The 19,136-nt window shown below is 71.5% G+C and carries 12 protein-coding genes; 8 read left to right on the top strand and 4 right to left on the bottom strand.

Features of this window, described 5'->3' with window-relative positions; translation table 11 throughout:
- Window positions 1–311 precede the first annotated feature (311 nt).
- From H293_RS0126450 to H293_RS0126440, 3 genes are all read left to right on the top strand, one after another.
- Window positions 312–1,307, top strand: a complete 996-nt coding sequence (locus H293_RS0126450) for an SMI1/KNR4 family protein (protein WP_028808218.1) — start codon at window positions 312–314, stop codon at window positions 1,305–1,307.
- Window positions 1,308–1,316: 9 nt separating this feature from the next.
- Window positions 1,317–3,956, top strand: coding sequence for an SUKH-4 family immunity protein (locus tag H293_RS55190; protein WP_078612668.1), 2,640 nt, complete (start codon window positions 1,317–1,319; stop codon window positions 3,954–3,956).
- Window positions 3,957–4,185: 229 nt separating this feature from the next.
- The gene (locus tag H293_RS0126440; RefSeq protein ID WP_020120854.1) at window positions 4,186–5,073 is read left to right on the top strand and encodes a hypothetical protein; all 888 of its coding nucleotides are present in this window, start codon (window positions 4,186–4,188) and stop codon (window positions 5,071–5,073) included.
- Window positions 5,074–5,498: 425 nt separating this feature from the next.
- Here H293_RS0126440 and H293_RS0126435 read toward each other — a convergent pair whose 3' ends face one another.
- From H293_RS0126435 to H293_RS0126425, 3 genes are all read right to left on the bottom strand, one after another.
- A complete protein-coding gene (locus H293_RS0126435; protein WP_020120853.1) occupies window positions 5,499–7,106 on the bottom strand; it encodes a sodium/solute symporter in 1,608 nt (535 codons plus the stop codon).
- A complete protein-coding gene (locus H293_RS0126430; protein WP_020120852.1) occupies window positions 7,103–7,510 on the bottom strand; it encodes a DUF485 domain-containing protein in 408 nt (135 codons plus the stop codon). Before H293_RS0126430 ends, H293_RS0126435 begins: the two co-directional genes overlap by 4 nt.
- Before the next feature lie 243 nt (window positions 7,511–7,753).
- The gene (locus H293_RS0126425; RefSeq protein ID WP_033415693.1) at window positions 7,754–9,283 is read right to left on the bottom strand and encodes an MFS transporter; all 1,530 of its coding nucleotides are present in this window, start codon (window positions 9,281–9,283) and stop codon (window positions 7,754–7,756) included.
- A 404-nt stretch (window positions 9,284–9,687) separates the two neighbouring features.
- Between H293_RS0126425 and H293_RS0126420 the strand changes: the two genes are divergently transcribed.
- The 4 genes from H293_RS0126420 to H293_RS0126405 all read left to right on the top strand — a co-directional run bounded on the left by H293_RS0126420 (window position 9,688) and on the right by H293_RS0126405 (window position 17,857).
- On the top strand, window positions 9,688–10,476 hold the full coding sequence (locus H293_RS0126420) for an ABC transporter ATP-binding protein (protein ID WP_020120850.1): 789 nt from the start codon (window positions 9,688–9,690) through the stop codon (window positions 10,474–10,476).
- Entirely contained in the window at window positions 10,473–13,052 is a 2,580-nt protein-coding gene (locus H293_RS0126415) for an ABC transporter permease (RefSeq protein ID WP_020120849.1), read from the top strand. Before H293_RS0126420 ends, H293_RS0126415 begins: the two co-directional genes overlap by 4 nt.
- A 266-nt stretch (window positions 13,053–13,318) precedes the next feature.
- Complete coding sequence (gene mfd, locus H293_RS0126410; RefSeq protein ID WP_020120848.1) at window positions 13,319–16,849, top strand: transcription-repair coupling factor; 3,531 nt, start codon at window positions 13,319–13,321, stop codon at window positions 16,847–16,849.
- A 399-nt stretch (window positions 16,850–17,248) separates the two neighbouring features.
- On the top strand, window positions 17,249–17,857 hold the full coding sequence (locus H293_RS0126405) for a nucleotidyltransferase family protein (RefSeq protein ID WP_020120847.1): 609 nt from the start codon (window positions 17,249–17,251) through the stop codon (window positions 17,855–17,857).
- A gap of 91 nt (window positions 17,858–17,948) precedes the next feature.
- Here H293_RS0126405 and H293_RS0126400 read toward each other — a convergent pair whose 3' ends face one another.
- A complete protein-coding gene (locus tag H293_RS0126400) occupies window positions 17,949–18,134 on the bottom strand; it encodes an antitoxin (protein ID WP_020120846.1) in 186 nt (61 codons plus the stop codon).
- A gap of 202 nt (window positions 18,135–18,336) precedes the next feature.
- Here H293_RS0126400 and H293_RS0126395 point away from each other — a divergent pair, with 202 nt between their 5' ends.
- Window positions 18,337–19,059, top strand: a complete 723-nt coding sequence (locus tag H293_RS0126395; RefSeq protein ID WP_020120845.1) for an HNH endonuclease family protein — start codon at window positions 18,337–18,339, stop codon at window positions 19,057–19,059.
- Window positions 19,060–19,136 lie beyond the last annotated feature (77 nt).

The following is a 19,136-nucleotide window of genomic DNA, read 5'->3' as shown; positions in this document are numbered from 1 at the left end:
CCCCGGAGGGCACAGACTGCCAAATGGCGTGGCTGGTGCGGAAGCTGGGGCGGTGCGACACGCCCGTGTTCGGTGGCTCCGTCACGGTGGGGTGACGGCTGGTCACGGAAGCGGAGGGGGCCTGGCCGGTGCCCGGTGACCGGTGTCGTCGTACCGCATAGGCTGTCGGCACCGCGATCCAAGTGGTCGCCGCGATGCGCGCGGTTGACGCGTGGAGACGGACGAGACAGTCGATACGGCGCGTGGCGGCACCCTGCTTTGCCCGGGGGGTCGCCGCGGGTCGTACCAGAGCGCCGCAGGGGGCTTTCGCCATGACGACAGGTCGGCTCGGGCAACAAGCCGCGCCGCCGAACGCGGCCTATGCCGGGCAGGTCGTGCATTTCCCGGATCCGGTCCGGGCCGCCCGTCATCCCAGAGGGGTACGGGTGGACGAGCGTGGCTACCCCGACTTCTCGCCCTACGCGCGGGCCGCCGCGGAGATCGCCGAGCCGCCGGAGGGTTTCGGGGTCGACGAACTGCGGCTGACGGACTACGTGTCGGCGAACGCGGCGCTCGCGGCGACCGGCCACGAGCTGTGGGACACGGTGCCGGCGGTGGCGACACCGCACGGCTGGACCTGGCACCACGTGGTGGCCTCGCGGCGCCTGGAACTGATCCCGGTCGAGGTGAAGGCCCTGCTGCGGCACCACGGCGGGATCGCGACGACACGTGTCGACCAGAGCAAGCGCGGGACGCGGCCGTTGCAGGAGACGCGTCCGGCGCACTTCGGGCTGCCGAAGTCGTCGGTGGCGGTGACGGAGTCGCAGGTGCAGGGGGTCGAGGAGGATCTCGGGTACCGGCTGCCGGGCGCGTACCGGTCCTTTCTGAAGGCGGCGGGCGGCTCGGCGCCGGTGGGGGCCGCGCTGGACGCGGAGTTGGGACTCCTGATCGACCAGCCGTTCTTCACGGTGCGCGACGAGGCGGCGGTCAACGACCTCGTGTACGTCAACAAGTGCCTGCGCGACCATCTGACGAAGGACTACCTCGGGGTCGGCTTCGTGCAGGGCGGTCTGCTGGCCGTGAAGGTGAAGGGCGAGGGCATCGGTTCGGTCTGGTTCTGCGCCTACGACGACGCCCGCGACGTCGACCCTTCGATGCCGCCCGCCGAGCGCGTGGAGCGGCTGCTGCTGCCCTGCGGTGCGGACTTCGACGTGTTCCTGTCCCGACTGGCCGGTAATCCGCCGGAGTTGGAGACGGTGGCGAACCTGATGGTGGACGGCGGGTTCGCCCGTTCCGTTCCCGTGTCTTCTTCCGTGTCGGGGGAGTGAGCTTCAGCGATGGTGACGTTCGCGCAGGCGCAGGAGCGCGCGGAAGAGTGGATCAACGGGGATGTGCCGTCGTACCAGCATCGTGAGGTGCGGGTGCGGGAGTTCGACCTCGGGTTCGTGGTGTGGGCCGAGGACCGTGCGGAGGGACCGCGTTCGGACGGGGGCGCGCAGCGGCTGGTGATCGCCCGGGACAGCGGGGAGGCCACGCTGTGGCCCTCGTTGCCGGTGGGTGAGGTCATTCGCCGGTACGAGGAGGAGTACGGGCGGGAGGACGGGGCCGGGGACGCGGGAGCGGCGGCGGGCGGTGCGGCCGCGTCCCGGGTCGATCTGAACCAGACGTCGTTCCTGCTGACACCGCCGGAGTGGTTGCAGGACGCGGCGGACAAGTTGGGGATCGCCGGGGCGGGCGCCGCGCCTGGCGTGCCCGCGGAGGCGAGGCCGTGGACCGGGACCGACACCAACGGGGGTGAGGATCTCTCCGTGGCGTTGCCGGACACGGTGTTCTCGGCGCCGGTGAGCGACGGGGACGGGGCCGGGGCCGCGGAGACGGAGGCGGGGGCGGGGGTTTCGTCGGTTTCGTCGGCTTCGGAGCTTGTGGAGGTGTCGGAGGCTTCGGAGATCGCCGAGGTGTCGGAGCCCCTGGACTCCAGGACTGCGCGGATTTCGGGGGGCCGGGGGGCGTCGTCCGGGATGCGGGAGGAGGCGGGGCCGCAGGGGGGTACGCCGTCGGACGGGGCTTCCTACGGGTATCCGCAGGCTCCGGGGGCCGGTGCTTCGCAGGGTCCGACTCCGGTTCCGCCTCCGGCTCCGTCTGTGCCGGGTGGGTCCTCGTACGGGTATCCGCAAGGGGCCGGTGGTTCTGGGGCGGAAGTACCCGGTGCTCCCGGTGCTCCCAGGCCCGCGCCGAGTGCCAGGGACATCGCTGATGTCGCCACCAGCAAGTTGGCGCCTCCGTCGCGGGGGGCGCAGGCCGGGGGTTCGACCCCGCCGCCTCCGCCCGGTCCCCCAGGGGTGCCCGGTGCGCCGGCCGGGGGTGCGACTCCGCCCCCCGTTCCCGGGGCGCCGGGGGGCGGGTACGTGCCCACTCAGTTCGTGTCGGCGCCGGGTGCCGAGGGCCCCTCGGGTTCGGGGGCGCCGCAGCCGCCGGGCCCGTCGGCGGCTCCTGGTGCGCCCACGTCGCCTCCGTCGGGGGCTTCGGGATTCCCGGGTGCGGCCGGTACGGCTCAGCCTCCTGTCGGACAGGGGGCACCGCAGTTCCCGAGTGCACCGGGTGCGCCGGGCGCCCCCGGTGGGGCTGGCGCTCCCGGTATGCCGGGCGCGGCTCAGTTCCCCGGCGCTCAGGGTGCACCACAGTTCCCCGGTGCTCAGGGTGCTCCCGGCGCGCCGCAGCCTCCCGGTCCCCCCGGGGTTCCCCGGACCGCGCCAGGAGCCGTGCATCACGCGGAAACCATGTTGTCCTCGCCTCCCGGGTCCGGCCCCGGCATGCCCCCACCGCCGCAAGCCCCCGGCGCCGCTCCGGGCGCTCCGCAGCCGATGCCGCCCGGCACGATGCCGCCCCCGCCTCCGGGTGCCGTACCGTCCCCGGGCCACGTGCCGCCGCCGGGACAGCCGATGCCGGGGCAAGCGCACCCCGTCCCCGGCCCGCCCCCGGCCTACGGCTACCCCCAGCAGTCGCAGCCCACTGTAGGGCCCGGGTACCAGGCCGTGCTTCGGTACCGGGCGCAGGACGGGTCGGAGCAGCAGCTGATCCGGCGGTCGGCGCCGGGGACCCCGCACCCGGAGTGGCAGATCTTCCACGAGCTGCGTGGCATGAACGTCCCCCCGGACCAAGTGCTGGAGCTCCACACCGAGTTGGAGTCCTGCGAGCTGCCGGGAGCGTACTGCGCGCGGATGATCCGGGAGCAGTGGCCGCAGGCACGGATCGCGAGCATCGCCCCGTACGGCACGGATCACGCGAGCCGGCAACAGGGCATGCAGCAACTGCTGGCACACCAGGGCGAGTTGCACCAGGTGGCCGACGGCCCGGCGCGCCCGGCGCCCGTACGCGCCCCCCTGCCCCCGGTCCAGGCCGCGCCGCCGATCCCGCCGGAGGGCGTGGCGCAGGAGCTGGCGGGAGCCTTCGGTCCGGGGATCTTCCGGTTCGAGCAGGTCGCGGTGGACCGCCAGGGCGTGCCGCCGGTCGTCGCGCACTCGCTGGTCGTGGCGGGGCTGCCGTTCGACATGGGCCCGTTCTTCTGGGCGCAGGCCCAGCCGGGGCGGCCGGTGCCGACGCTGGCCGAGCTGGCCGCCGAGCGCGGGGTGCAGCCGGCCGCCGACGCGGGCTCGTACCTCGTCATGGGCAGCGACTTCGGCAAGGCGGTCTGTGTGCAGTACGGCACGGCGAACATCGTCGCCGTACCCGTGGAGGCCGGGCCGGGCGGTGCGCCCGTACCGCCGCAGTTCGTGAACACGGGCCTGCCCGAGTTCCAGCGCTGTCTGGCCCTGCTCGGCCGGATGTGGCGGCTCCGCTTCGGCCTGAACCAGGAGCAGGCGGGCCGCTGGACCGTCGACTTCCAGGCCCAGTTGGCCTCGCTCGACCCGGCGGCGCTGGGTTCGCCGGAGAGCTGGTGGTCGGTGCTGCTCGAACAGATGTGGGACGGGCTGCTGTGAGGCCCTGACGCCCAGCCGCCGCTGATCCACGCGCGTGTGGAGGGCCGGACCCCGGTCGTGTGACCAGGGTCCGGCCCTTTTTGCGCGCCTTCGATCACGTGACGATCCGTCACGACCGTGACTGGTGTGCGGAGTGTCGCGTTATGAACATTTCCGTCCGATACATCAAGATGTGCGCGAAATCATCATTTCGCGTCCGTTTGTGTTGTCGGCGGAGAGGAATTCCAGGATGAGCAGCGCACCGGTGTCGCCCCCGGGGTTCGTGGCCGTACGGGGGCGCGGCTACCGCCCCGAACAGGTCGACGCGTACGCCGCCGCCCTGTCCCGGGACCGTGACGCGGCCTGGGAACGGGCCGCCCGGCTCACCGTCCTCGCCAGGGAGATGGAGGCCGAGGCGGAAGAGCTGCGGGAGGTCGTGTCCACGCTGGCCCCGCAGGCGTACGAGACCCTCGGTGAGGGCGCGCGACGGCTGTTCGAGCTGGGCCAGGAGGAGGCCGAGGCCGTCCGGGAGAGGGCGCGGCAGGATGCGCAGCGCCTCATGGATGAGGCGCGGGCGCACGCCGACGGCGTACGGGATGCCGCTCAGGCGCACGCCGACGCCGTGCGCGCCGCGGCAGACGAGAGCGCCCGTCAGCGGCTGCTCGTGGCGCGCGCCGAGGCCGACGAGATCCGTGTCACCGCCCGGCGTGAGGTGAAAGCGGGGCGAGGGGAGGAGCTGGCCGCGCTGCGTGACGTACGGCAGCGCACCATCGCGATGCTCGCCGAGCAGGCCAGGGAGCACGCGGAGCGGTGGGCCGAGGTGGAGCGGGCCGACGAGAAGCGGGCGGCCGAGGCGGACGCGCGGGTCGCCGAGCGGGTGGCGCGGGCGCAGGCGGCCCTGGCGGAGGCGAAGCGGGGGTTCGCCGAGGCGGAGGCGTCGGTGGAGCAGTGCGAGGAGGACGCACGCGTGCGTGCGGCGGAGATCCTTGCGCGGGCGCGGGGCGAGGAGGAGCGGATCGCCGAGGAGACGGAGGGGGTGCTGCGGAAGCACGCGGAGCACCGGGACGGGGTGCAGGCCCAGATGGACCACGTACGCAGCAGCCTGACGGAACTCACGGGGACAGCGGCGACGGAGTGACAGCCGGGCCAACCAGGCCGGGTCGCCGGGACGGCTGGGTCGAGTGGGTCGGGACGGTCGGGACGGCTGGGTCGAGCGGGTCGGGACGGTCGGGACGGCTGGGTCGGGTCGTCGGGACGGCCGGGTCGAGTGGGCCGGGACGGTCAGGACGGCTGGGTCGAGCAGGCCGGGACGGGCGGGACAGCCGGATCGACCAGGCCAGGACGGTCGGGGCGCCGGGGCAGGCAGCCGGAGCAGCGGCGCAGATCTGATGCCGCCCACCCGCACCCACCCAGGGGCGCGGGGAACTGCGCGACCAGCCCCCACCGACCCGCACCCGACAGACGACCCCGGCACACCCCACCTCCACCCCCACCGACCCGCACCCGACACACGACCCCGGCTCACCCCCACTCCCACCGACCCGCACCCGACAGGCCCCCCGTTCACCCCCTCCGCACAGCCCCCGCCAGAATCCACCCCTCGACCGCGTCGTACTGCTTCCGCTGTTCCTCCGCCTTGTGCCGCCCGGAAATCACCGTCCCCAGCCACCCGAACAAGAACCCCGCCGGAATGGACACCAGCCCGGTCGTCGTGAACGGCAGCCAGTTGAAGTCGGCTTCGGGGAAGGCGGACACGGGTGAGCCCGACACGAGATTCGTGCCCGGCATCAGCAAGAGCACCGTCAGCGTGCCGCCGATCAGCGTGCAGAGCAGGCCCGTCCGGGTGTAGCGCCGCCAGAAGAGGGTGTACACGAGCGCGGGGGCCAACGCGGACGCGCCGACGCAGAAGGACAGGATCACCAGCGGCTGAAGGCTGTGGTGCTGGATCAGCGTCGCGAGGAAGATCGTGGGGAGGCCGACCGCCAGCGCGGACACCCTGGCCAGCAGGATCTCGCGCTGCGGCGGCATCGACGGGGCCCGGGCCGCGAACACGTCGTGGGCCAGGGAGTTGGCGCAGGCGAGGATCATGCCGGCGACGGAGGCGAGCAGGGTGAGGAAGAGCGCGGTGGTGACCGTGGTGAAGAGAAACGTCTCACCGGTCGACACGTCGGGCCCGAACACCGCCCGGGAGCCCAGCAGATACGCCGTGTTGCCCTGCGGATCGGCCTCCGCGATCACCGTACGCCCGATCATCGCCGTCGCCCCGACCCCGACAACCGTGATGACCAGGACGAACACGGCCACCGCCGACACCGCCCAGGACATCGAACGCCGTACCTGACGGGCGCTGGAGGCGGTGTACATGCGCATCGTGACGTGCGGCAGACACGCTCCGCCGATGACGACCGCGAGCTGCGAGGTGATCATGTCGATGCGGGGATACGGCCCGCCGGCGAACTCCAGCCCGGACTGAAGGAAGTCGGGCCCCACGCCGCTCTGCCGGGCCGCCGTGTCGAACAGGGTCGCGGGATTCCAGTCGAACCGGTTCATGACCAGTACGGCGACCACGGCACCCGATCCGAGGAGCATGACGATCTTCAGGATCTGGATGAGGGCGGTGCCCTTCATGCCGCCGATGGCCGCGTAGCTGATCATCAGGATACCCAGGCCGATGATGAACCCCGTCTTCAGCGAGTCGCCGGAGAACCCCAGGATGAACGCCAGCAGTTGGCCGGCGCCGGCGAGCTGCACCAGCATCAGCGGGAGCAGTGCGGCGAGGGTGACCAGGCACGCGGCGACGCGTACGGATCGTCCCGGCATCCGGCGGGCGAGGGCGTCGCCCATGGTGAACCGGCCCGCGTTGCGCAGGGGTTCGGCCAGCAGGAACATCAGCAGCATCAGCGACAGGGCCGTGCTGAGCGCGAGGACGACGCCGTCGTAGCCGCACAGGGCGATCACGCCGCCCGTGCCGAGCACGGTCGCGGCGGAGATGTAGTCGCCCGCGATGGCGAGGCCGTTGCGCATGGCGGACAGGGAGCTGTAGCCGGTGTAGAACTCGTCGAGGTCGTCGCCGTCCGGGCCGGTCATCACGCACAGCAGGAGGGTGATGGTGGCGACGGCGGAGAACGCCACCAGGCTCATCGCCTGCGCGGAGTCGCTGAAGCCGGTCATCGGGCCGCCGCCTCTCGCCTGGCGTCCACCTCGGACTGCTTGCGGATGCGGTCCGCGAGCGGGTCGACGTAGCGGCGCGCGGTGTGCTCGTACACGGCGATCGCCAGCCAGGTGACGGGGAGTTGGAGCAGGGCCAGGATCAGTCCGGTGGGCAGTCCGTCGGTGACGCTGCTCGCCATGAAGGAGGGCGCGCACGCGGACAGCACGAGGAAGAACGTGAAGTAGCCGAGCGCGGTGAGCGTGGCGGTGCGCCGCTGCCAGCGGTAGGCGCTGCGCAGGATCCGCAGGTCGCTGTGGTGGCCGAGCGGGGAGCGGTGGCGCGAGGGGTGCGGGGCCGGTTCGGGCGGTGGGGCGGGGGGCTGCCAGGGATAGGTGGGATACGGCTGTGACGGGTCGTAGGACATCCCGTGCTCCTTGCGTGGCTCGGGCCCGGCGCGGCGGACCGCAGGGAGTTCTGGGGGGTGGAGAAAGAGCGGAGCCCCGCACGTTACTCGGCGGTTCGTCGTTGTACAGCCCTTTCGACAAACTGATCGGTCGGTATGCGCTTACTTCGCTGACCTGCGGTGTTACCTCCGGTTAACTCAGACTTTTGGGCTCACCGGAGTGTGTCCGGGTCCTTACGCGGGGTGTCCGGGCGGCCGGTCCGGTCACTGCTCCACGAGGACCGGGAAGCGCCGCGGCGCCAGCACCAGCAGCACCGCGAACGCCAGGGCCGCCGCGCAGCCCGCGCCCATGTACACCGCGTGCACCGCGTCCGCGATGGCCGCGCGGGTCGTCTCCGGGGCCGTGCCGGCGTCCAACGCGCGCGTGACGGAGTCCAGATCGCTCGCGCCGCCCAGGCGGCTCGCCAGCACCCCGTTCGCGACCGCGCCGAAGACCGCCGCGCCGATCGTCTGACCGGTCTGGCGGCAGAACAGGACGGAGGCCGTCGTCGTGCCGCGTTCCGCCCAGCCGACCGTCGACTGGACCCCGACGATCAGGGGGAGCTGGAACAGGCCCAGCGCGCCGCCCAGGAGCAGCATCAGCAGGGTGGGCTGCCAGGCCGCGCCCGGATACGGGAGGAAGGGGAAGGCGAACAGGATCAGGGCCGCCGCTCCGATGCCCAGCATCGCCGTGTTGCGGAAGCCGATGCGCCGGTACACGTGCTGGCTCAGCGCCGCCGACACCGGCCAGCTCAACGTCCATACGGACAGCACGAAACCGGCGGCGACCGGGGCGAGGCCGAGCACCGACTGGGCGTACGTCGGCAGGAAGACCGCAGGGGCGACCATGAGGAATCCCAGGGCGCCGAGGGCCAGGTTCACCGCGGCGATAGTGCGGCGGCGCCAGACCCAGCCGGGGATGATCGGCTCGGCCGCCCGGCGTTCGATCAGGACCACGGCGGCCACCAGGGCGAATCCCGTGCCGAACAGGCCCAGTGACGGCCACGACAGCCACGGCCAGGCCACCCCGGCCTGCACGAGTGCGGTCAGCAGCACGCCCCCGCACGCGAACACCGCGAGCGCGCCCGCCCAGTCGACACGCGTACGCGTGGCCGTCGTCTCGCGGACGGAGCGCTGCGGCTCGTGCAGATGACGGGCGATCAGCCACAGCGCCACCGCGCCGATCGGCAGGTTGACCAGGAAGATCCACCGCCAGTCCGCGTACGCCGCGAGCACCCCGCCGATCCCCGGGCCCGCGACCGCCGCCACCGCCCACACCGTGGACAGCTTGGCCTGGATCTTGGGGCGCTCCTTCAGCGGGTACAGGTCGGCTGCGAGCGTCTGGACCGTGCCTTGCAGGGCCCCGCCGCCGAGCCCCTGGACGATCCGGAACGCGATCAGCGCCCCCATGTTCCACGCCACCGCGCACAGCAGCGAGCCGAGCAGGAACACCGCCGAGCCCGCGATCAGCACGGGTTTGCGCCCGAAGGTGTCGGACAGCTTGCCGTACACCGGCAGGGTCACCGTCACGGCCAGCAGATAGCCGGAGAACAGCCAGGAGAAGACCGAGAAGCCGCCCAGGTCGCCGACGATCTGCGGGACCGCCGTGGAGACGATGGTGGCGTCCAGGGCCGCGAGCGCCATCGCGAGCATCAGGGCCGCCACGACCGCCCCGCGCCGGTTCGTGGACACGTGCTGCGCGGACTCCCGTACCGACGGCCTCGTGTCGTCCACGCCGATTCCTTCCCCCTGCATCTATCTGCCGGCGACCACTCTCCCACTTGCCCCTCACGTGGCGGCAGGGTGCGGTCTCGGTGGGCAGGAGGGTGGAGCCGACCCCTAGATCGCCTCCACCCAGCGGTGGACTGCCCCTAGGGGTACCTCCGCACTACGGCTGGGGGAGGGTTCGTACCGCCGGAGGAGGAGAAGGGCCAGGGGCCTTCCTTAACCTGGCTTTACGCCGCTGGGGAGCGGTGGGGGGAGGGTCGACCGGATCGCCGGGGGTGGGGTTTTCCCCCGTAGAAGAGGGTGCTGAGCACCAGCGCGCCGGGCCGTCCCGCGGCACCAGACTGAACGCCGTACCCAGCACACGCACCACCACCTACCGAACGCCGGGCGGTCCCGGCGGCTCACTGACTGACCGATATAGGAGACATACCGTGACATCGGCTGTAACCATCACCAGGCACGGGGGCACTGGCGGGCGTACGGCCGTTGCCGCGCGGGCACGGCAGGTCGTCAAGGCGTACGGGTCCGGGGAGACCCGGGTCGTCGCCCTCGACCATGTGGACGTGGACATCGCTCGCGGACAGTTCACCGCGATCATGGGCCCCTCGGGATCCGGCAAGTCCACCCTCATGCACTGCCTCGCCGGGCTGGACACCGTGACGAGCGGCCAGATCTACCTGGACGACACCGAGATCACCGGCCTGAAGGACAAGAAGCTCACGCGGCTGCGCCGGGACCGGATCGGGTTCATCTTCCAGGCCTTCAACCTGCTTCCGACGCTCAACGCGCTCGAGAACATCACGCTGCCCATGGACATCGCCGGACGCAAGCCCGACAAGCAGTGGCTCGGGCGCGTGGTGGACACCGTGGGACTTTCCGACCGGCTCAGGCACCGGCCGACCCAGCTCTCCGGCGGACAGCAGCAGCGGGTCGCCGTGGCCCGCGCCCTGGCCGCGCGGCCCGAGATCATCTTCGGTGACGAGCCGACCGGAAACCTCGACTCGCGCGCGGGCGCCGAGGTACTGGGCTTCCTGCGCCGCTCCGTCGACGAGCTCGGGCAGACCATCGTCATGGTCACGCACGACCCGGTGGCCGCCTCCTACGCGGACCGCGTGCTGTACCTCGCCGACGGCCGGATCGTCGACGAGATGCACAAGCCGACCGCGGAGGCCGTCCTGGACCGCATGAAGGACTTCGACGCCCGGGGGCGCACGTCATGACCGTCATGAAGACCTCCATGCGCAACTTCTTCGCGCACAAGGGACGCATGGCCCTGTCGGCCGTCGCCGTCCTGCTGTCGGTCGCCTTCGTCTGCGGGACGCTGGTGTTCACGGACACCATGTCCACCACCTTCGACAAGCTCTTCGCGGCCACCTCCTCGGACGTGACGGTGAGCGCCAAGGGCGCCTCCGACAGCGGCGAGACGACCTCCGACAACGGCAGGCCGCCGGTCATGCCGGCCGCCGTGGTCGGCGAGGTGCGCAAGGCACAGGGCGTGAAGACGGCCGAGGGGACCGTCTTCTCGACCTCGGTGACCGTCGTGGACGCCGACAAGGACAGCCTCTCGCCGTCCGGCGGCGGCCCGACCATCGTCGGCAGCTGGAACGGCAACGACGCCCGCACCATGAAGGTGACCTCCGGTGCGGTGCCGAAGAACTCCGGCCAGGTCATGGTCGACCAGGACACCGTCGACAAGCACCACCTGAAGCTCGGTGACGAGATCGGCGTGATCAGCGCGATCGGCACGCACACCGCGAAGATCTCCGGCATCGCCGCCTTCCAGGTCACCAACCCCGGTGCCGCGATCTTCTACCTGGACACGAAGACGGCCCAGGAGACGCTGGTCGGCAAAACGGGCGTGTTCACGAACGTCAACGTCACGGCCGCCTCCGGGGTCACCGACGCCCAGCTGAAGAAGAACGTCGCGGCCGAGATCGGCGGCGGCTACAAGGTGCAGACGGCCAAGGAGACCGCCGACGCCAACCAGAAGGACGTCGAGGGCTTCATGAACGTCATGAAGTACGCGATGCTCGGCTTCGCCGGGATCGCCTTCCTCGTCGGCATCTTCCTGATCATCAACACCTTCTCGATGCTGGTCGCGCAGCGGACGAGGGAGATCGGGCTGATGCGGGCCGTCGGCTCCTCCCGCGGGCAGGTCAACCGGTCCGTGCTGGTCGAGGCGCTGCTCCTGGGCGTGTTCGGGTCGGTGCTGGGGGTCGGCGCGGGCGTCGGGCTCGCGGTCGGGCTGATGAAGCTCATGGGCTCCCTGGGCATCCACCTGTCGACCAGCGACCTGACCATCGCCTGGACGACCCCCGTGGTCGGTCTGCTCCTCGGGGTGGTCGTCACCGTCCTCGCCGCCTGGCTGCCGGCCCGCCGCGCCGGCAAGGTCTCCCCGATGGCCGCCCTGCGCGACGCGGGCGCCCCGGCCGACGCCAAGGCGGGCCGCGTACGGGCCCTGCTGGGCACGGTGCTGACCGGCGCGGGCGGTTTGAGCCTGTACGTGGCCGCGTCCGCCGACAAGGCGAGCGAGGGCTCCCTGTGGCTCGGCATCGGCGTGGTGCTCTCCTTGATCGGCTTCGTCGTCATCGGACCGCTGCTCGCCGGCGGGGTGGTGCGCGTCCTGGGCGCGCTCGTCCTCAGGATGTTCGGTCCGATCGGCCGCCTGGCCGAGCGCAACGCCCTGCGCAACCCGCGCCGTACCGGTGCCACGGGCGCCGCCCTGATGATCGGCCTCGCGCTGGTCGCCTGTCTGGCGGTCGTCGGCTCGTCCATGGTCGCCTCGGCCACCGACGAGCTCGACAAGACGGTCGGCACCGACTTCATCGTCCGGTCCGACAGCGGGCAGCTGGTCACCCCGGCCGCGGTGAAGGCCATGAAGGACACGCCGGGCCTGGCACACGTCACCGAGTACAAGATCGCGGAGGCCGACTACACGACCCCCGACGGCAAGACGCTCAAGGACACCGACATCACGGCGGCCGACCCGACGTTCGCGACCGACCTGCGGACCAAGACGGTGGCGGGCAAGCTCGCCGACGCCTACAAGCCCGACTCGATGTCCGTGCACGAGAAGTTCGCCAAGGCGCACGGCGTCCACCTGGGCTCGAAGATCAAGGTCGCCTTCAAGGACGGCGCGACCGCCGAGCTGACGGTCCGGGCGATCACCAGCAGCGACGTCGTCATCGACGCGGGCTCCAAGTACATCTCGATCGCCACCCTCGCCAAGTACGTGCCGGCCGACAAGATGCCGCTGGACCAGCTGGTCTTCGCCAACGCCAAGGACGGGCAGCAGGACGCCGCGTACAAGTCCCTGAAGTCGGCGCTGCACGACTACCCGCAGTACACCGTGCGCGACCAGACCGACTACAAGGAGGCGTTCAAGGACCAGATCGGCCAGCTGCTGAACATGATCTACGGCCTGCTGGCCCTGGCGATCATCGTCGCGATCCTGGGTGTCGTGAACACCCTGGCGCTCTCGGTGGTCGAGCGGACCCGGGAGATCGGCCTCATGCGGGCCATCGGCCTCTCGCGGCGCCAGCTGCGGCGGATGATCCGCATGGAGTCGGTGGTGATCGCGCTCTTCGGCGCACTGCTGGGGCTGGGTCTGGGCATGGGCTGGGGCGCGACCGCCCAGAAGCTCCTCGCCCTGGAGGGCCTGAAGGTCCTGGAGATCCCCTGGCCGACGATCATCGCGGTCTTCATCGGCTCGGCCTTCGTGGGCCTGTTCGCCGCCCTCGTCCCGGCGTTCCGGGCGGGCCGGATGAACGTCCTGAACGCGATCGCGACCGAGTAGCCACCTCTGGGGACGGGGGAACGCGGGGGAACGCCCGGCGCCGAGAAGTCACGAGGGACTTCTCGGCGCCGGGTTCTTCGCTGTCCCGGGGAGCGGCGTGCGGGTTCCTCGCCGTCCACAGGGCACCCGCGGGTGGGGCGGGGTTGTCCACAGGCTCCGACGGCCGGGCCGACACCGTCGTAGGCTGGAGACCCCCCGGCCCTTCGTTGTGTCGGGCCCTTCGCGTTGCCCACCCCCAGAAATCCCCCGGACGAAAGCCGCCCAGAATGAGCCTGCACGGTCTGCTCGACGCCGTCGTCAAGGACCCCGCCCTCGCGGAAGCGATCACGGCGGCCCAGGACGGCAACCGCATGCACGTCGACCTGGTCGGCCCACCGGCGGCCCGCCCCTTCGCGATCGCCGCCCTCGCGCGTGAGGCCGGCCGGCCCGTGCTCGCCGTGACAGCGACGGGCCGCGAGGCGGAGGACCTGGCCGCCGCCCTGCGCTCCCTGCTCCCCTCGGAGGGGGTCGTGGAGTACCCGTCCTGGGAGACCCTCCCGCACGAGCGCCTCAGCCCCCGCTCCGACACCGTCGGCCGCCGCCTCGCCGTCCTGCGGCGCCTGGCCCACCCCCGCCCCGACGACCCCGAGACCGGCCCGGTCTCCGTGGTCGTCGCACCCGTACGCTCCGTGCTCCAGCCGCAGGTCAAGGGCCTCGGCGACCTGGAGCCGGTGGCGCTGCGCACCGGTCAGACCGCCGACCTGAACGCGATCGTGGAGTCCCTCGCCGGCGCCGCGTACGCGCGCGTGGAGCTCGTCGAGAAGCGCGGCGAGTTCGCCGTCCGGGGCGGCATCCTCGACGTCTTCCCGCCCACCGAGGAACACCCCCTGCGCGTCGAGTTCTGGGGCGACGACGTCGAGGAGATCCGCTACTTCAAGGTCGCCGACCAGCGTTCCCTGGAGGTCGCCGAGCACGGCCTGTGGGCCCCGCCCTGCCGCGAACTGCTCCTGACGGACGACGTACGCGCACGTGCGCGTGCCCTCGCCGAGCAGCACCCGGAGCTCGGCGATCTGCTCGGCAGGATCGCCGAGGGGATCGCCGTGGAGGGAATGGAGTCCCTGGCACCCGTCCTCGTCGACGACATGGAGCTCCTGATCGACGTCCTGCCCAAGGGCGCCATGGCCGTCGTGTGCGACCCGGAGCGGGTCCGCACGCGCGCCTCCGACCTCGTGGCCACCTCGCAGGAGTTCCTCCAGGCATCCTGGGCGGCCACCGCGGGCGGCGGCGAGGCGCCCATCGACGTCGGCGCGGCCTCCCTGTGGTCCATCGCCGACGTCCGCGACCACGCGCGCGAGCTGGACATGATGTGGTGGTCCGTGTCGCCGTTCGCGGCGGACCTGGAACTGGAGGCGGACACCCTCAAACTCGGCATGCACGCGCCCGAGACCTACCGCGGCGACACCGCCAAGGCGCTCGCCGACACCAAGGGCTGGCTCGCCGACGGCTGGCGCGCGGTCTTCGTGACCGAGGCCCACGGCCCCGCCGCCCGTACCGTCGAGGTACTGGGCGGCGAGGGCATCGCGGCCCGCCTCGACGCGGAGCTCGCGTCCCTGAGCCCGTCCGTGGTCCACGTGGCGTGCGGCTCGATCGAGTACGGGTTCGTCGACCCGGCGCTCAGACTCGCCGTCCTGACCGAGACGGACCTGACCGGGCAGAAGGCGGCCGGCAAGGACGGCGCCCGGATGCCCGCGCGGCGCCGCAAGACGATCGACCCGCTCACCCTGGAGGCGGGCGACTACATCGTCCACGAACAGCACGGCGTCGGCCGCTACATCGAGATGGTCCAGCGGACCGTGCAGGGCGCCACGCGCGAGTACCTCGTCGTCGAGTACGCCCCCGCCAAGCGCGGCCAGCCCGGCGACCGGCTCTACATCCCCACCGACCAGCTGGAGCAGATCACCAAGTACGTCGGCGGCGAGGCCCCCACGCTGCACCGGCTCGGCGGCGCCGACTGGACCAAGACCAAGGCGCGCGCGAAGAAGGCCGTCAAGGAGATCGCCGCCGACCTGATCAGGCTGTACAGCGCGCGGATGGCGGCCCCCGGGCACACCTTCGGCCCGGACACCCCGTGGCAGCGGGAGCTGGAGGACGCCTTCCCGTACGCGGAGACCCCCGACCAGCTCACCACCATCGCCGAGGTCAAGGAGGACATGGAGAAGTCGGTCCCCATGGACCGTCTGATCTGCGGCGACGTCGGCTACGGCAAGACGGAGATCGCGGTCAGGGCCGCCTTCAAGGCCGTCCAGGACGGCAAGCAGGTCGCCGTCCTCGTCCCGACGACCCTGCTGGTGCAGCAGCACTTCGGGACCTTCAGCGAGCGGTACTCCCAGTTCCCCGTGGTCGTGAAGGCGCTCAGCCGCTTCCAGACCGACACCGAGGCGAAGGCCACCCTGGAGGGGCTGCGCGAGGGCTCGGTGGACGTCGTCATCGGCACCCACCGGCTGTTCTCCTCGGAGACCAAGTTCAAGGACCTCGGCCTGGTCATCGTCGACGAGGAGCAGCGCTTCGGCGTCGAGCACAAGGAGCAGCTGAAGAAGCTCCGCGCCAACGTCGACGTGCTGACCATGTCCGCCACCCCGATCCCGCGCACCCTGGAGATGGCGGTCACCGGCATCCGCGAGATGTCGACGATCACCACACCCCCGGAGGAGCGCCACCCGGTGCTCACCTTCGTCGGGCCGTACGAGGAGCGGCAGATCGGCGCGGCCATCCGCCGTGAACTGCTGCGCGAGGGCCAGGTCTTCTACATCCACAACCGGGTCGAGTCGATCGACCGGGCGGCCTCCCGGCTGCGCGAGATCGTCCCCGAGGCGCGCATCGCCACCGCCCACGGCCAGATGTCGGAGCAGGCCCTGGAGCAGGTCGTCGTCGACTTCTGGGAGAAGAAGTTCGACGTGCTCGTGTCGACCACGATCGTCGAGTCGGGCATCGACATCTCCAACGCGAACACGCTGATCGTGGAGCGCGGCGACAACTTCGGCCTGTCCCAGCTGCACCAGCTGCGCGGCCGGGTGGGCCGTGGCCGCGAGCGGGGCTACGCCTACTTCCTGTACCCGCCGGAGAAGCCGCTGACGGAGACGGCGCACGAACGCCTGGCGACGATCGCCCAGCACACCGAGATGGGCGCGGGCATGTACGTGGCGATGAAGGACCTGGAGATCCGCGGCGCGGGCAACCTCCTCGGCGGCGAGCAGTCCGGGCACATCGCCGGCGTCGGCTTCGACCTGTACGTCCGCATGGTCGGCGAGGCCGTCGCGGACTACCGGGCCTCCCTGGAGGGCGGAGTCGAGGAGGAGCCGCCGCTGGAGGTCAAGATCGAGCTCCCCGTCGACGCGCACGTCCCGCACGACTACGCACCGGGCGAGCGGCTGCGCCTGCAGGCCTACCGCGCGATCGCCTCGGTGAACACCGAGGAGGACATCAAGGCCGTACGCGAGGAACTCGTCGACCGCTACGGCAAGTTGCCCGAGCCGGTGGAGAACCTGCTGCTGGTGGCGGGACTTCGGATGCTCGCACGCGCGTGCGGCGTCGGCGAGATCGTCCTCCAGGGCACCAACATCCGCTTCGCACCGGTGGAGTTGCGCGAGTCGCAGGAACTGCGGCTCAAGCGGCTCTACCCGGGCACCGTCATCAAGCCGGCCGCGCACCAGGTGCTGGTACCGCGCCCGAAGACGGCGAAGGTGGGCGGGAAGCCGCTGGTCGGGCGGGAGTTGCTGGGATGGGTGGGGGAGTTCCTCACGTCGATCCTGGGGTCGTGACGGGACGAGCGGGGGCGGGGCCTCGGTGGGGCGGGTGTGGCGGTGGGGTGACGGAGCGCGTCGCGCTCGCCGGCCGTCCGCGCCCGTCAGTGGCCCGGCGCGGGGCCGTCGTGAGGCGGGTGCCCTGCCCTCCGGAGGGCGTGCTGGTGCCGCCGCCGGGCGGTCGCTGCTCTTGAGGACGGACGCGGCGGGTCGGCCGCTCGCCCGGCTGCGGCCTAGGCCGCAGCCGGAGGGCTGCGGCGGCCACAGGGCGGCCCGCTCGTGTCCGCGCCAGCCAACTCGCCGTCCCGGCAGGGCAGTTGCCTGGCGTACGGACGTGGGATCGCGGGCCTGCTCGGCGACTGCTCCCCTCGGATGCGACCGGGTACCGGCAATCCCTGACCGTGATAGTCAGGACGGATGCTCGGACGACTCCCCCTCGCGGAACAACTCGACGCGTTCCGCTCCGTGCTCGGCCGGAACGAGGTCCTGACCGAGGTGATGGCCAGGACGGCGACGCTCGAGCTGCCGGGCTGGTACGTGACGGCGGGCTGCCTGTTCCAGACCGTGTGGAACGTGGTCACCGGCAGGCCCCCGGCTCACGGCATCCGGGACTACGACGTCTTCTACTTCGACGACACCGACCTCTCCTGGCAGGCCGAGGACGCCGTCATCAAGGCGGGGCAGGAGGTGTTCGAGGACCTGCGGGCCGAGGTGGAGATCCGCAACGAGGCCCGGGTGCACCTCTGGTACGAGCGGAAGTTCCAAGTGCCCTGCCCGCCGTACGACTCCACCGAGGCCGCCATCGACCGCTTCGCCGCGACCACCTGCTGTCTGGGAGTACGGCTGGAGCCCGACGGGGAATGGCGGGTCTACGCGCCCCACGGGCTGTCCGACGTGTTCAACCTCGTGGTCCGGCCCAATCCGGTGCTCGCTCCGAGGGCGGTCTACGACGCCAAGGCCGCGCGCTGGAAGGGAGAATGGCCGGAGCTCACGGTGCTGCCGTGGCCGGCCGGCCCGCCGGCATGACCCCGGCCGAGGCGCCATGACCGTCAGGAACGCGAGGCCGCCCGCGCGAGACGGAGCCGCGCGAGCGGCCTCAGCGTGCGGTGGGGAGCCGTTACGGCTGTTCGGGCCTGTCGCGATCCATGCCGAGCGACCCTTCGATCTTCTGCTGCGCGTCGTCGACCTGGCTCTCGTACTTGTTGCCCGTCCTGTCGTTGGCCTTCCGTTCCGCCATGTCGGACATGTCCTTGGCCTTGTCCTGCATGTGGCGGTTGCTCTTGAACCTGTCGAAGATGCCCATCCAGAGCTCCTTCCGGAAGCGACTCAGCAACGACGATACGACTGATATGCCGGCAATGCCCACTCGAACGGATGGTGGTCCGGACCAGGTCCGGACCTCCTGAATGCCGCAGTGCGCCCGCTCGCTACGGTGTGCGAGACGTCGTACGGGGGAAATCGCTCCCTGCGGGGGCGGACCGGTTTCAAGGGGAGGGGCGCACGTGATGCGTCTGAGGGGCGGGGCCGCGGCAGCCGTCGTGCTGGTGTTCGCGGTGGCCGGGTGCAAGGCGGACACGACCACCGGGTCCGGCGGGCCCGAGGAGACCGCGGGCGCGGGCGGTTCGGGTGCGGCCCTCACCGCCGCCGAGTCGCTCACCGTGAAGGGGCGGGCGCCCAAGACGGGTTACGAGCGTGAACGGTTCGGCACCGCGTGGGCGGACACCGACTCGAACGACTGCGACACCCGCGACGACATACTCCAACGCGACCTGGAGAACGTGAAGTTCACCGGCGGGCACTGCAAGGTGTCCTACGGCGTGCTCGAGTCGGACCCGTACTCGGGCAAGGAGGTGACCTACCGGCGGGGGCGCAGCCAGGTCGACATCGACCACGTGGTCGCGCTCTCCGACGCCTGGCAGAAGGGCGCCAAGTACTGGGACGCCGGCAAGCGGATAGCTCTCGCCAATGACCCCCTCAACCTCCTGGCCGTCGACGCGAGCACCAACCGTTCCAAGGGGGACGGCGACACGGCGACCTGGCTGCCGCCCAACAAGGCGTACCGGTGCACGTATGTGGCCGCCCAGGTCGCGGTGAAGAAGAAGTACGCCCTGTGGGTCACGGCCGCCGAGAAGTCCGCGATGGAGAAGGTCCTCTCCGGCTGTCCCGGCCAGAAACTCCCGGTGGGCGGCAACCCGACGGCCGCACCGCCGCGCTTCCACGCGGACTGAGGCTCCGCGCCGACGCCTCCTCGGAGCCACCGCGGGCGGGGAAATGCGCTTTTCCGCCGGGCGGGTCCGCGCCTACG

Origin of the sequence: Streptomyces canus 299MFChir4.1 (genome assembly GCF_000383615.1) — a bacterium.
Taxonomy (GTDB): Bacteria; Actinomycetota; Actinomycetes; order Streptomycetales; family Streptomycetaceae; genus Streptomyces; species Streptomyces canus_C.
The sequence above is the reverse complement of the archived record's forward strand: the minus strand, read 5'-3'. Positions and strand labels throughout refer to the sequence as shown.

Coding starts and splice junctions, on each gene's coding strand:
- H293_RS0126450 (WP_028808218.1), top strand. CDS start 312: ATGACGACAGGTCGGCTCGGGCAACAAGCCGCGCCGCCGAACGCGGCC.
- H293_RS55190 (WP_078612668.1), top strand. CDS start 1,317: ATGGTGACGTTCGCGCAGGCGCAGGAGCGCGCGGAAGAGTGGATCAAC.
- H293_RS0126440 (WP_020120854.1), top strand. CDS start 4,186: ATGAGCAGCGCACCGGTGTCGCCCCCGGGGTTCGTGGCCGTACGGGGG.
- H293_RS0126435 (WP_020120853.1), bottom strand. CDS start 7,106: ATGACCGGCTTCAGCGACTCCGCGCAGGCGATGAGCCTGGTGGCGTTC.
- H293_RS0126430 (WP_020120852.1), bottom strand. CDS start 7,510: ATGTCCTACGACCCGTCACAGCCGTATCCCACCTATCCCTGGCAGCCC.
- H293_RS0126425 (WP_033415693.1), bottom strand. CDS start 9,283: ATGCAGGGGGAAGGAATCGGCGTGGACGACACGAGGCCGTCGGTACGG.
- H293_RS0126415 (WP_020120849.1), top strand. CDS start 10,473: ATGACCGTCATGAAGACCTCCATGCGCAACTTCTTCGCGCACAAGGGA.
- mfd (WP_020120848.1), top strand. CDS start 13,319: ATGAGCCTGCACGGTCTGCTCGACGCCGTCGTCAAGGACCCCGCCCTC.
- H293_RS0126405 (WP_020120847.1), top strand. CDS start 17,249: ATGCTCGGACGACTCCCCCTCGCGGAACAACTCGACGCGTTCCGCTCC.
- H293_RS0126400 (WP_020120846.1), bottom strand. CDS start 18,134: ATGGGCATCTTCGACAGGTTCAAGAGCAACCGCCACATGCAGGACAAG.
- H293_RS0126395 (WP_020120845.1), top strand. CDS start 18,337: ATGCGTCTGAGGGGCGGGGCCGCGGCAGCCGTCGTGCTGGTGTTCGCG.